This window comes from Pseudomonas sp. RT4P38, from assembly GCF_054897765.1.
This window is the reverse complement of record NZ_CM142703.1, coordinates 3,755,390-3,768,633: the sequence shown is the minus strand read 5'-3', so window position 1 is coordinate 3,768,633 and position 13,244 is coordinate 3,755,390. Positions and strand designations below refer to the sequence as shown.

Sequence of the window (13,244 nt, the reverse complement as noted above, 5' to 3'; positions counted from 1 at the left end):
AGCTGGCGTTGAGCAGGCTGCGAGCGTCCAGTCGATACGCAGGGCTCACATCAATAGACCGTGCTCACGAAGGAACTGGCGAAAACCCTGATATGCCGCCCTCATCCAGCATCATGTTCAGCAGGGAGGCTCCTGCGGAGTAATCCGCACTCTCGAAATCAGGTACCAAGCCCTCGAAAGCATCAGCACCTTTCAGTACAAGTCCGTCACCAAAGATGATCAGAGGGCGATTCGGTTGCCCGCCTAGGGTCAGGGCCAAGGACTTTTGCTCCATCAGCCACCGATTGTTCTCAATCAGAGCAGGTACGGCGTCATGGAAATACTCAGGCCCTTTGATTTGGCTGATTTGCGTCACGAAATGAGCATAGCTGTGCTCGAAGAATTCATCCTGCCTGTTGCGCCAGAATGGCACCAGATCGAAGATCAAATCAGTGCTAAAGGACAACGCGCCGGCTGTCGAGCGACGAGCCAATTCGTTCACGACGCTATGGATTAGTGCTGCTTCCGGAGAAACCACTACCATGCGTCTCGACTGGTCAGCCGCTAAGACGTGGCCGTTACCGTAACGTCTGTTACCCAGTGCATCCTCAATCCGTTGGCAACTGTCCTTAAGCATTTGCGTGGGCATATTCAGTAGCAAAGTACAAAGACCTGCGGCGAGCGAGATCCCATCGACTGCCTCGGGCTGGCGTGCTGCAATCGAGACAGCATGAGCAAGGGTTCCGATGCTCGCCAGAGCTTGAGAATAGCCCCGGCAAGGAATGCACGTCAGCAGCCGCCTTCGAAAGCTCCAATTCGCAAAGATCGATGCGCCGTTCTGCACATAACGTTACTTAGGAAGCCCAGCCAACGCATGCATCAACCGCGGGTATACTCCTGCTGTCGCACAGAAAAACGCTAAAACAGAGTGCCTCCGGCCACCATCAATGGGTCTCAAGTGAGTCAGAAAATGAATTATGTTGAGCTGGTTCAGCGCCAGGCCGAGCGGGTCTTTGGCAACAAAACAAAAGCGAATATTTGGCTGAATCAGCCGAAAACTGAATTCGGCGGATCCACTGCGCTGGAGCACGCACACAGTGAAGCTGGATATCTAGAGGTCAACGATGCGCTTGAGCGAATCAGTCATGGTTACTCCTTCTGATCATGGCACCCACCTCTCAATTCAACAGCGAGACGAGCTGTACGGATTGCGTGGGCACTAAAAAAGGAGATGGCTTGCGAACACATCGGCTCGGTGCTCAGTGCGCTGGAAAGAAATGATTTCCGGATATCCATCTAACCCGATGACGTTCACGCTGCCTGGTAGATGACCATGCATGCACACCAGCGTAGAGGTAGCGACATGCTGCGGTACAACTGCTTCGTGGTAAGCATGGCATTCAATTTGATACGTCTCTCCGCTTTGCATGGAAGTGCCTTGCTCAACGGTGGGTATGACGCGCGTCGCAGTGCGACGAAGGATGTTCGAGGTAGTCTGTGAATATCGGTCTCCCTCGTAGCGGACTTCATAGAGCGGCTGCCCACCTGCGGTCGTTGTAGCCACCTGATATTGGATGTCGGTTAGCGTGCCCTGCAAAATTCGACTTTCGACGTGACGATCATGAGTGTGGATGCGCGCGGGCATGCCAAGAATGTTGGGAGATCCTGGGGGCCAATAGTGGAAGCGCCACTCTTGAGTTTCAATGCGACCGAGCAAAACGATATAAAAGCCATGGGGATGGAGCAAGCATGTGGGATTGGTCGATTCCATCCAGGATTTAAGGGCGCGTCGTAATACTGATACAGGGGCGTCGCGAACGTATTCCCGGGTTAATGGAAAATCTAGATCAGCGAACATAAGGCGATCCAGAATGGGTGGCTCCTATCGCCAAGGTTTCGAGAGTGGCGATATCGGGGTTTTCTCCAAACATCTCATTCAGCGTGGCGGGTAGCAATCCGGAAGTATCCTTGGCTACTGCATAAGCTTCGTCTCGAATCCAGCCAAACTCCGTAATGTACGCGGAAAAATCCCTATGGGTGCGAGAATAACGTGATGCCAAATCCTTTGGGTCTTCCCGCGTAACCAGTATTTGTTCAGACGAGCCTTCGATGCGGAAAGTCGACAGTCGCTTGCTTAAAAACAATTGAACATCGACCAAGCCGGGGTTGCTTCTTGATGCTTTAGAAAGCATGAGAATCGTCGCTAGAACCTCTTTTTGCACATAGCCTTTGTCCCAGAGCCGGCGATCAAAGGAAGAGGTTTTTCGGTAATTGGCGTACCTCTCGCATACGTTGTGGTCGCGAAAATCCAGCAGCACTACCTCTACTTGAATTGGATGTCTCGACTTACGAGCCTGTGTGATCAAGAGCGGCATCACCTCTGCGCGAAAATGCCTTCCAGTTCTCACGAAAATTTTGTAATTCACAGCCTCAGTGGCAATGGCTTGCAGCGCCTGATCAATATCTTGGGGAAGCAATGTTGATTCCGCCTGGATATCACTAGGATCAACAAAAAAGTAAGAAATGTATAAGCCGGCAACTATCGCGAATATCCCGCTTGCAATCACTGAACTGAACAAGCTATTCAGCGCATTCCAGATGGGTTTGCTCGATGCGAATTGTGAAATCGCGATCGTTGCCAAAATGGAAATAAGCAACACCGTGCAGGTTGCGAGCAGATAGCTTCGTCGTTGCGAAGGCGAGCTGAGGATGCCAGAAAGTGTCATTGGTGAGGGCCTTGTCTTAGGTGGGGGCATCTACCGCTGCCAACATAAATCTTGAGTCGGACTCAACACTAGCGCAAGCGTCTTAGGCCAAATCATCACTGCCCTTCCCTTTGGCGCCAGGAGGCATTCTATTGAATTGTGAACCCATGATAAGTGAAGTTTTTCGCTCCCCTGGACAGCAAATTTTGCTATTGCTCATCGAACATTCATTTGGCCTTTGGTCGCAAAATTGGCGTACTGGAGCACACGACTAGCTGTCGTGCCCCCCTGGTTAATGCGACATAGAGATGGTTGGCATCCATCTCCTCAGGATTCAACACCACTGCGATATCTGCCTCGAGTCCTTTGAGCAAAAGCGTACTGCCCACGGATCGCCGAGACATTGGCCGCCCCACGTATCGATTCTGTTCGCGGATACTGACAGCCGCATTCTCAAACGTCATCGATCCATCGGCTGCGAGGCTGAGGGCTTTTTTGCAATGGCGCAAAATCTCTGGACGATAGACGCGAACCTCTGGTTGATCCCGAAGGGCATCGAGTAACAACAAAGCTGAACCGAAGTTTGGCGCTACCATAAAACGCATCCCAAATTGCTCCGCTTCTGTCGCAGGATTGTGAGCTTTGCCTGTGCTCAGGCTACCCAACCGCCTGATGAACACCGCAATATCGAGATTAGTCATCAGCCCTTGCGCAAACTTGAGCAGCACGTTCAGTGCATCAGGTGAGCCGGGATTGAACGTTCGTCCGAAGGCAGTCAAATCCTTTAGATCGGCCGCTTCAACAGACACTGCGCCTGGTGTCTGGCTAGCGACTTTCCGTTGTCCTCTCGGATTGAAGCTATCCCCGATGACAAGCACCTGGTGGTCGACTGACGTCGTTTTTACTCTAGCCGCTTCAAGTCGTTGTTCATGGGCGCTTGCCGCTTCGAGGGCAATCCACTGCACTTGCGCAGGCGCCACCCGTAGGTCGATTGCTTGTCGAGTTTGTAGGGATGCACGTATCTGCAGGAGCCACTGGCCCAGCGGCTCATTCTGGACATTACGCCAGCGCCAAGGAGTCGAAAGGTGTCCGGCACTTGGAAAGTAACTGAGGACGTCAGTCTCCCAGTTAACCAAGGGATCATTGAACCCAAAAATTGCTTGCAGGGGGTCACCCAGGACGCAGGTTGGTAATGCAGTTGCTAACCAGGCAATGATCTGATGTTGCGGTAACGTGCAATCTTGATATTCATCAACAAACACGCGGGAGTACGTGGATTGAAGGGCGTCGAAAACGTGACCCGATGCCAGCAACCCCCACGCGGCATCTCGAATGCTGGCGTAATCTGTTTTGCTTTTGAGTTTCAAGATCTCGGGGTTGTGCTGACTCCTGCCTGGAAAGGTTGCTATCAATCTCATTACCCATCCATCGATCGTTGATACACGATAGGTAGAGGGGGCTACGCCAGCCAACTTCAGTCGTGCCCGCAGTGCTCCAACCCCTGCATTGGTATGCGTCAAGATCAACACAGGTTTCGCGAAGTGATGCAGCTTAAGCGTGTCGGTGATTAGCTGAGTCTTCCCGCAACCGGCGGGTGCAGTGATGGAGCCACAACCGAAGGCCAATAAGTCGATTTCAGGATTCGGCATGGGCCCACACCAGCAATGTTGATATCGCGATATTGAATGTCGGCTGGCTGGTGGCCAAATGAGGGCCGACAATTAACTGACCAACATCCTGCATTTTTGTTATCGATTTGTACCACCCACCTTTTTTGGTGCGAGACGCGCGGCCGAGCATCGCCCGAATCACTGGTGAGTAACCTGAGATCAATGCTTCTGTTTCAACCCCTTCGAGCGTGTACACGCCGTTCGATGCAGATTTAATGTGTTCGTCGACCCTGCCTTCCTCCATGAGATCGTTCGCCATGTCGATCATGCTCGTGATCGCTGTAGGTGGCAGGCTTAGGAATAGTTCGTCTTCCAACGCGCGTCCAGGCTGCCAAGAAATAAGCATCCCGCCTGCAGCTTTGTATGCTGCTACGAGACTCTCGGTGGGCGGTTTATCGCTATCTGCGACTACTAGCACACGATATCCCAAGCGCAGCAGCGCATTGGCCCGGTGAAAGCATCGGTCTGGGTCACTACCTCCTGTATCAACGTAGGAAACTCCGGCGGAGGCTAACGGTGGCCTACCCTGGCTTGTCCAAAATAGATCAAGTCCACGAATCAACCCCACTTCACTCGCCCCCTCACACACGATCACAGAGCGAGAAAGAAATGCTTCGGGTTCCGTGCGGATCGTGCTCTGGACATCGTCATCGTTGCCGACCGGCAAAATGAGGTGATTTGAGACTCCGCGCCTAACGATGAACAATTGATCCCCAGAAAGCTCACGCAAGGCAACCGGTGAATGAGTGGTTAAGAACACCTGAAGTGCGGATTTGGTGTCCTTCGCTCCCAACGAGTCCAACAGCCTGACGAGACGGTGCGGCTCTAATCCGAACTCGACCTCATCGACCAGTAAAATGGATGCCGACTTGGCTGCCATTTTCTGGAGTCCAGCAACCAGAAGACGAGATGATCCTGTTCCGAGGCTCCGCAGTGGAATGCCTTGCTGGCTGTGCAACGAGATCGCGCCATCATTGAAGGGGGTCGCATGGGTATCCAGCAGTGCACGCGCACTTGTGCCTACTGGAATGCCGAGTCCAATCGCCGTCTGGGTAACCAGTTTCAGCGTGTCACCCAGTTGGTCTTGAGCGTGATCTCCAAATGATGATCGCGCGAGTCTCGCAGCCTCAATCAATGCAGCCCCCACCTCTGCACGCTCGTCGGTGAGCTTGTTCAGCACCGATCCTCGCGTCCAGGAGAGATTGGAGTTTGAGTATCCTCCTAGCCTTGTGGGGGCTACGAGCCCCCTGTCCTTCCACGACAAATGACGGATGGTTCCAAGGCTCTCGGCTTGTGCTGATGTCAGCGACCAGACGGGCTCAAGGTCACCCTCCACGATCAATTGAATGGTTAAGGCCGTCGGCCAGTCTTTATGGGGTTCCTCTTCGATGTCCCTGGTCGCTGGATTTATGGAGCGCAGGAAGATTCCGTAGCTCTCCACATTTTTCAGCGGTGCGTCGAGATCGAACAGCGTGATCGAGATCTTGATGGGTTTGGTGACGTCCAGAGCATGAAAGTCCACGTCGCTGAACTGGGCGTAGCGGCGTGCGCCCAAGCACAGGTCAATGGCATCTAGGATGGTAGATTTACCGCTGTCCCCTCTGCCAATCAGACAGTTAACGCCGGGCGCTGGAAACCAAATAAGACTTTGGATTCCCCTAAAATTGAGGATCTCAACTTTAAAAATTTTAGCCATGATCGATCCCTGTTTTAAGTCGAACTAGCCGACAGGCTTCCTGCTTTTATTTATGTAAAAAAATACGAAGTTTTGGGAGAGTAGACGAAAACCAGCTCACGCCCTCGAAAGAAAGGCGAAGCGCAAAGGCATATCTCCACGTGAAAATTTTGAACACAACCTCCCCTCTCACGGCCCGCAAGGTCTACCAGGTGATGACGGAAGTCGCGCTCGGCAAACGCTTAATGACGCGAAGCGCAATCCAGTCATGGAGTGAGATCTATCACGGCCTCATGCCCATTGAGATATAGGGCTGGCAGCTCTCACTCTTCAATGACTGTTACACCCTGGACTACTGCGAGTACTGCAGGTCGCCTGAGGGCCGAGTCGGGACACTTGAACTCTGGCAGCGCGACGGAGCCGATCGGAACTGGATGTCGGCGACGCTGTGTACCTGATAGAAGAATTTGTCGGCAACACGCGCTGCCTAGTCCTATCAAAAAAGCCTCAAATCACAGATCGGATAGACGAGCGTATGCGTCCGGCCAACACACCTTCCTGATCCCGGTGTTCAAGACTATGGGGTCTGTCTTTGCCGATGGCTACGCTGGTTGAGCATCGGCTCTAGATTGATCTACGGAAGCTCTGATGGCATCAATTGCGTCTAGAGTGAGCACCATAACTGTCGTTGTACTGACTTCAATCCGACTGATAATGTCTGCTCGCGGGCCCTGTTCCAGGCAGCGCTTGCGTAAAAAGTATCTTGAGATACTAGGCGATGGTTCTCGCTTTCATAGGAGCGAATCAGGTGATAGCTGTCACAATCATGTAATGAGCTGCCATAAGAAACAACATCTGTGCCAGCTTCTAGGTGAAGCGGAACACTTACATTCTGCATTATTCGATGAAAATCCAATCCCGATCCTGGCTTTAAGGCGTACATCAGGATTTCAATAATTCGAGTCATTCCAAGTCTTCCATGTGGCGTTTCAACGTGAGCATCCGTACATCCCAGCTTAGTTTATTTGGCGGGAGTCCAGTTATGCGGCAGCAGTTGCGTAATCTCACTCGCCCGCTGCGTCGGCAATTGTGTGAGTACGTCCTTCAAGTATCCAACCCATTACAGGATGGCGTTCGCTTTTTCCTCGTTCCTTCGCCCGCACCGCCATGGGCAGTTTTTACAAACGGCTTTCCCTGACGGGAGCGATACGGGATTTCCACGTTCCGCCTACTGAAGTGCGTCGGGTTAGGTGCCTGCTATCGACCGGGAGGTATGTGGGTCACGAATGCGTAGTAGAAAGACGCAGTTCCCACCTCCATTACCTTTTGGTTCGAGCGTGTAAGCCATTTCCGCTCGTTCAACTTAACGATCGTTGCGCAGATTCACATGCGTTCACCATACCGACTATCTAGCACTTATCCGGCCATGGCTGCCAGAAGGGTACGCCTCTCACGATTGGTACCCCGCACCTTGCGGCGCCTCGTTACATTGTCGAAGGCGCTCTTGATTCAGCCTTCTAGATTCACCCGGTGACACGGGTGGTTCCCGCAGAGGGGAACAACTTCATTAAGCGACTTCGTGTCGCACCTCGACTTGGTTGTTGTCGATGGGCACAGCTCCATCGTCCAGGTAGCGCGTCAGCGCTATCCAGCGTTTAAGGCTGTAATCCAGGGATTTGGCAGTGGCTGATCCGTTGGGCACTAGATCGCGCTGGGCCGACATCCAGTCATGCAGTGTTTTTACTATTGGAGCAGCTTTTTCCTGCCGTATTCGCCAACGATCCTCATTGCTCATGTACCGCGCTTGGCGTTCGACTTCGTACAAGCCGCCAATCGAGTACAGTGCTTGCTCAGCCAGCTGGCTTTTGTTCGCCACGTGCAGATCGAAAAACTTTCGGCGGGCGTGGGCCATGCAGCCATTTCGGTGATGCCTTTCTCGAAACCGGCTTTGTAGCCAGCGAAATCGTCGCATACCAGCTTGCCGCTCCGTTGCCCCAGGAAGTTGCGCGCATGCTCACCCGCACGGCTGGGGGTGAAGTCATAGACCACAGCCTTGAGTGCCGAAAATGGCGTGGTGCTATAGGCCCACACGTAAGCGCGGTGGGTTTTCTTTTCGCCTGGTGCGAGCATCTGAACCGGGGGCTCATCGGCGTGGATCACGCCCTGGGCCAACACTTGCTCACGCAGCGCATCGACCAGAGGCTGGAGTTGCACACAGGTCTGTCCGACCCATTGCGCCAGTGTCGAGCGAGCAATTGCCAGTCCGGCCCGACCAAAAATCTTCTCCTGCCGGTACAGCGGCAAATGGTCGGCGAACTTCGCCACCATCACGTGGGCCAACAGGCCTGCGGTCGGATGCCCTTGTCGATCACTTGGGCCGGTACAGGCGCCTGGATCAGTGTTTCGCACTGACGGCACGTCCATTTTCCACGCACATGCTGCTCAACGGTGAACACGCCCGGATTGTAATCGAGCTTCTCGCTGACGTCTTCGCCGATTCGCTGAAGCTGGCAGCCGCACACGCACTGGGTATTCTCTGGTTCGTGACGGATCACGGTTCGCGGAAACTGCGGCGGCAGTGGTGCACGCTTGGGCTTATGACGTGGCTCGGCCGGTGCGGCCGGCGGATTGGCTGCCTTCAGCTCGGCTTCGATAGCTGCGATATCGGTATCGAGCAGATCGTCGAGCAGACTGCCTTGGTCGGGGCTCAGTTGCTCGCTGCGCTTGGCGAACTTGTGTCGCTTGAGGATGGCGATTTCATGAGTCAGTTGCTCGTTGACCGTTTCGAGGCGTTGGATTTTCTGGCTCATGGAGTCGACCTGGGACAGCAACTGCATAGCCTGTTCGGCCAAGCCGCGCAGCTGTTCCGGTGTCATCTGGTCGAGATTGGGCGAGGAAGTCATGCCGCTGATTGTGCCAGAGCAGGCCGTCAACAGCGATAAACCGATAGGCTAATGGTCGGTGCTAAAGCACTGTGATCGCGCCGCCCGCGCCGACCCGCTGCCTCGGCAAACCCAATACCAAGGCTTGAAGTTGCTCGTTATCGAGTTCGACTTCCGATCCGTGACGGATGCCGGGCCAATGAAACTTGCCTTGGTTCAATCGTCGCGCTGCCAGCCAAATGCCCACACCGTCATGCACCAAGACTTTCATTCGGTTGGCACGGCGATTAGCGAAGAGGTATGCGCAGTGCCGCTTCGCCACACCGAACACCGCGATCACTCTGGCCAGCGCAGTCTCGGTACCGGCGCGCATGTCCATAGGCTCGGTGGCAAGCCAGATGGCATTGATGCGAATCATACCAACAGGTCTCGCAGAAAGGTGGCACAGGCGACAGCGCTTTCGGTCGGCCAGTTCACTTTGACGGTGCCACGCGGGTGCTGGATTTCAATGCAGATACTCGATGAAGCACCTGCGAATGTCCTCCGGCTAGCGGCAAGGGCACAGGAATGAAAGCAGGTTGCAGCGCCATGGTTTTGTTCGTGTGTACCCTAATCCATTTATGGACGAGGTTCGCGTTAAGGCTGTGCTTCTGCGCGACGCTGGCAATCGATGCGCCGGGCTGGGCGCACTCTTGGACAACTTGGGCCTTGAAGGATTTTGAATAGGAACGGCGTTGTGACTGCATGGAAAGACCCGCTTAAAAGGCTAGAAATGGTTCCACTTAAATTAGGTGGACACCATCGCCTTTGGCGTCGGGGTCAGGAAGGTGAGTTGGCCGGACGGTTACGACGTTCAGAGAGGCCCCGTCAGATAGCTGATGAACAGACGAAACAGCTCAGCATTCGTGGAAATATCGAGTCGCTGGTAAATATTGTGCTTGTGAACCTTAACCGTGCCCTCCGATATCTTCAGAACAGTAGCGATTGACGTACTGCTGTGACCCTGCAATATCAATTTGGCTATGTAACGCTGTGTTTCCGTGAGTTGTCCTTTGAGGATGTGGACGAAAGCATCCTCCGATCTGGCATCCGTGCTCTCTGTGTCTGTATATAAATCGCTAAGCCTTAGCCGGCAGTGCAATTCCAGCAAGGAATTGATCACCGGTGCCAGCGTTTCCAACGCCTTCATTTCACCCGTCAGAAAAGCTCCATTCTTCAAACTCCTCATCAGCGAATAAACAATCGCGACTCGTGGCTGGACGGGAATGATAAAACCTATTTCTTCAATTAGCGTCCCGTGCTCGGAAGAAACACACGGATGTAAATCCTTAGAAATTGAAAAACCCGACGAAAAGAAACTGTCGGGGGCCAAGTCGCTCATCCGCCATAAACCGGCTGGGTGATTGTTAATGCAGGCGACATAGAAAGGGTCGAGCAGGTAGCCACCGCGAATGTAGGCATTCAGCGTTTTTTCAGGAACCGACTTGTTGTACCCGTTGTGAATCAATATGGGCGGCTGATTGAAGCGGAAGAGATAACCGCAACTCATATCAAACCCCAATGTGCTTCTCAGGCCCGAATCAATGGACGCTCCAAGACGATCCGACCCTACGGCACCTATCAGGGTTGATAGCATTTTTGCGTCACAGGCGTTCATGTTCATTACGCTTCTGGTTCGGAAAATGGAGCCGCCCTGGCGGTTCGAAGGTAGCCGCACGATAGCTTACGCAACCATCCCGCGATACTTCGAACTCACCAGGGCGCACTGACATTACGCAGCTATCAGGACAATTCAGGGGCGACGTTCCTCCCCTCCTCTGCGATATCCTTCTCGCCAAGTTCCAGCGCCTTGGGCACAGCAAGCCAATAAGCGAGCATCATGCCAATCAGGCCACCGCTGAGCTTCCCAATGATCAGTGGAAGAATGAGAGACGGTTGAAAGTTGGCGGAATAGGCCAAGTGGTCGCCGAAGGTGAACGCAGCGCAAACCGAAAAGGCGATCACCAACACTTTGTCCTTGGGCGGCATGTCGGAGACCAATCGAAACATCGCCAATATGTTTGCCGATGCCGCGAGCAGACCTGCGGCGCCCACAGGCGAGAGTCCCAGCAGGGAAGCCACCTTTTCAATGGGTCTGGAAAGAAAACGCTTGATCAGGTAGACCATTGGAAAGGCACCGCACAGCATGATGCCGACGTATCCGGCAATTTCCAGAGCTCGGAATTGATCCTCTTTGTCGGCAATGATGGGAGCGAAACCCCAGGTGCCAAACACCGAACTGAAAAACGAAGTGAAATATTCGACGATGGAGGCCACCAATACCAATGTCACGGCTCCGTACACAACCTGGCCAAGCCTGAGGAACAGCAGCACCATTAGGTTTGGCAAGTAGCGCAACGCTGCGGCGAGCGCGACGCAGAACAGAATCAACGGCATAAGATTCCGAACCAGCATCCCAAGATTGAAATTCAGCGCTTGCGTGGCTTCACCCACAGTCGCTATGTCCGGCCGTACGCCCAGTCCAAGAAACTGCATACCCATCGCAATGATGATGATACTGATCGGAATACTCAACAATCCCGCCATGATGCCCAGGGCCATATACTTATGATCGGCCTTGGCCAGCATCGCCAGGCCCACGGGTATGACAAAGATCACGGTAGAGCCGGATTGGAAGCCGGTAATAAGGCCAAGAATCCAGCCTTCGGGGCTTTGTGACAGGGCATGAGCCAGTTGATATCCACCAAGATCGGAGGCAATGAATATCGGCCCGGCAATGCCGGCATCCGCGCCCATGGCGAGAAAGATCGGCGCCAGAATCTGGCTGATGAAGCTGGATATAAAGGGGATGGCGGCCATGATACCCGCCACGGGCAAGAAGATCGGGCCAATGCTGTTGATGCCGGCGTTGAATTCCTTTGCGAGCTCAGACTCTGCATTAAAGATGGATGCCAGACCGCCTATAACGGCGCACACCATAATGATATAAATTACATACGTGCCTATATGTTCCATTGCTGCCTCTGCTATTAGGAGTTTATTGTTTGGCAGAATTGAGTTGCAGAAGGTCTTATTATTGGCGGTCAGTATTCTGACTTAGAGTGCGGTATATCCGTTATCGACAAAAAGATGGGTGCCATTGACGAAGCTGGAATCATCGCTGGCTAGAAACAGCGCGGCGGATGCGACTTCAGAGGGTTCACACAGTCGACCCTGCATTGCACCGATTGCCTCGTCGGAAGCGTCCACGCCAAAACTCTGCAGCAAATCAAGCTCGCGCTTGCCATGAGCTGTACTGATAAAGCCCGGACAGATGGCGTTGCTGCGAATATTTCGATCACGGAACTCCACCGAAATGGCCCGCGAGAACATATGGCACGCCCCTTTGGTGGTGCAGTACAAGACTTCCATGGGCGTACCGACCACCCCGGAGATAGACGACGTTGAGATGATGCTGCCGCCTCCCGCCTCTATCATTCCAGGCAGGACAGCTTTCGTGACGAGGAACATGCTTTTGACGTTGATGCTCATCAGGCGATCCCAGTCCGCCTCATCCGTTTCCAGGAAAGGCCCGGCGGAAATCGTACCGGCATGATTCATCAACACGGTGATCGCTCCAAAGCGCTCTTCGGCTTGCCTGACCGCGCGATGAACCTGATCGGCAACAGAAACATCGCCAGGCAGGAAACATGCAATTCCGCCGGCAGCATTAATACGCGCAGCGACTGCTTCACCTTGGCTGGCTGGAAGATCCAGAATCGCGACTTTCGCCCCTTCTTTGGCAAACAACTCCGAAACGGCCAGACCACAGCCCCCTGCCCCACCACTAATCAGCGCCACCTTACCTTCTAGTCGACCCATTTCGTTTTCCTTAGTGATAACCCAAATCAAGGTTTGTCGTTTCAAGCTAAAACGTCGACATAGGCAGTGTCCATATATCGACCGATATACATGATCACAACCAACTGTTTTATATGGATTTTTAATGCCATTGCGGCATAAACGACATCGAGAAATGACTGCTAATCTGCCCTCGCCGCTCGACTAGGGGAGCAATCGCTAGAGAATTACAGCTTTCCTAAAGCGGACGAATATGATGATCACAATTGTCAGGATCGCTGCCTAAACACACAGCTCTGCAACGCTGCATTGAAAAAGAAAAAAAGCCTCCGAATCGCTCCGGAAGCAAACTGTTGAACTCAACGATGGGTGACCAAACCGCAAGAAAACGACTGCTGTTTTTCAGCGTGAATTTTGCTTGCGTGTCCAAGCAGAGATAAATCCCGTATACCCAGACACACACACTCATCTCGACCTCCCTGATGGATAATCG

Annotated in this window: 11 protein-coding genes and 2 pseudogenes; 2 read left to right on the top strand and 11 right to left on the bottom strand. The window is 53.3% G+C overall.

The annotated features are described in order from the left end of the window. Positions 1-64: 64 nt before the first annotated feature. A complete protein-coding gene (locus ACYZT7_RS17405) occupies positions 65-823 on the bottom strand; it encodes a hypothetical protein (protein ID WP_462037534.1) in 759 nt (252 codons plus the stop codon). 126 nt (positions 824-949) lie between these two features. Between ACYZT7_RS17405 and ACYZT7_RS17400 the strand changes: the two genes are divergently transcribed. Beyond that, positions 950-1,141, top strand: a complete 192-nt coding sequence (locus ACYZT7_RS17400; protein WP_462037533.1) for an antitoxin Xre/MbcA/ParS toxin-binding domain-containing protein — start codon at positions 950-952, stop codon at positions 1,139-1,141. 57 nt (positions 1,142-1,198) lie between these two features. On the opposite strand, the gene ACYZT7_RS17395 is transcribed toward ACYZT7_RS17400, so the two are convergent. The 4 genes from ACYZT7_RS17395 to ACYZT7_RS17380 form a co-directional block, all read right to left on the bottom strand. Then, positions 1,199-1,837, bottom strand: coding sequence for a hypothetical protein (locus tag ACYZT7_RS17395; protein WP_462037532.1), 639 nt, complete (start codon positions 1,835-1,837; stop codon positions 1,199-1,201). Beyond that, on the bottom strand, positions 1,827-2,705 hold the full coding sequence (locus ACYZT7_RS17390; protein ID WP_462037531.1) for a hypothetical protein: 879 nt from the start codon (positions 2,703-2,705) through the stop codon (positions 1,827-1,829). The genes ACYZT7_RS17395 and ACYZT7_RS17390 overlap by 11 nt, the downstream gene beginning before the upstream one ends. A gap of 206 nt (positions 2,706-2,911) precedes the next feature. Beyond that, the gene (locus tag ACYZT7_RS17385; RefSeq protein WP_462037530.1) at positions 2,912-4,333 is read right to left on the bottom strand and encodes a UvrD-helicase domain-containing protein; all 1,422 of its coding nucleotides are present in this window, start codon (positions 4,331-4,333) and stop codon (positions 2,912-2,914) included. Beyond that, the gene (locus tag ACYZT7_RS17380) at positions 4,320-6,050 is read right to left on the bottom strand and encodes an ATP-dependent nuclease (RefSeq protein ID WP_462037529.1); all 1,731 of its coding nucleotides are present in this window, start codon (positions 6,048-6,050) and stop codon (positions 4,320-4,322) included. The genes ACYZT7_RS17385 and ACYZT7_RS17380 overlap by 14 nt, the downstream gene beginning before the upstream one ends. 140 nt (positions 6,051-6,190) lie before the next feature. Between ACYZT7_RS17380 and ACYZT7_RS17375 the strand changes: the two are divergent. Then, positions 6,191-6,487: pseudogene (locus tag ACYZT7_RS17375) on the top strand (DUF7693 family protein). A 1,130-nt stretch (positions 6,488-7,617) separates the two neighbouring features. Here the strand turns inward: ACYZT7_RS17375 and tnpC are convergent. From tnpC to ACYZT7_RS17345, 6 genes and pseudogenes are all read right to left on the bottom strand, one after another. Continuing rightward, positions 7,618-8,932 (bottom strand): annotated as a pseudogene (tnpC, locus tag ACYZT7_RS17370) (IS66 family transposase); the annotation flags it as partial. A gap of 61 nt (positions 8,933-8,993) precedes the next feature. Continuing rightward, positions 8,994-9,329, bottom strand: a complete 336-nt coding sequence (tnpB, locus tag ACYZT7_RS17365; protein WP_462037528.1) for an IS66 family insertion sequence element accessory protein TnpB — start codon at positions 9,327-9,329, stop codon at positions 8,994-8,996. 55 nt (positions 9,330-9,384) lie between these two features. Then, entirely contained in the window at positions 9,385-9,657 is a 273-nt protein-coding gene (gene tnpA, locus ACYZT7_RS17360; RefSeq protein ID WP_462037527.1) for an IS66-like element accessory protein TnpA, read from the bottom strand. Between the two features lie 107 nt (positions 9,658-9,764). After that, complete coding sequence (locus ACYZT7_RS17355) at positions 9,765-10,568, bottom strand: LuxR C-terminal-related transcriptional regulator (protein WP_462041816.1); 804 nt, start codon at positions 10,566-10,568, stop codon at positions 9,765-9,767. A 125-nt stretch (positions 10,569-10,693) separates the two neighbouring features. Beyond that, on the bottom strand, positions 10,694-11,926 hold the full coding sequence (gene eutH, locus ACYZT7_RS17350; RefSeq protein ID WP_462037526.1) for an ethanolamine utilization protein EutH: 1,233 nt from the start codon (positions 11,924-11,926) through the stop codon (positions 10,694-10,696). An 81-nt stretch (positions 11,927-12,007) separates the two neighbouring features. Then, positions 12,008-12,772 (bottom strand): SDR family NAD(P)-dependent oxidoreductase, encoded by a 765-nt coding sequence (locus tag ACYZT7_RS17345; protein WP_462037525.1) that lies wholly within the window; start codon positions 12,770-12,772, stop codon positions 12,008-12,010. Positions 12,773-13,244: the final 472 nt, after the last annotated feature.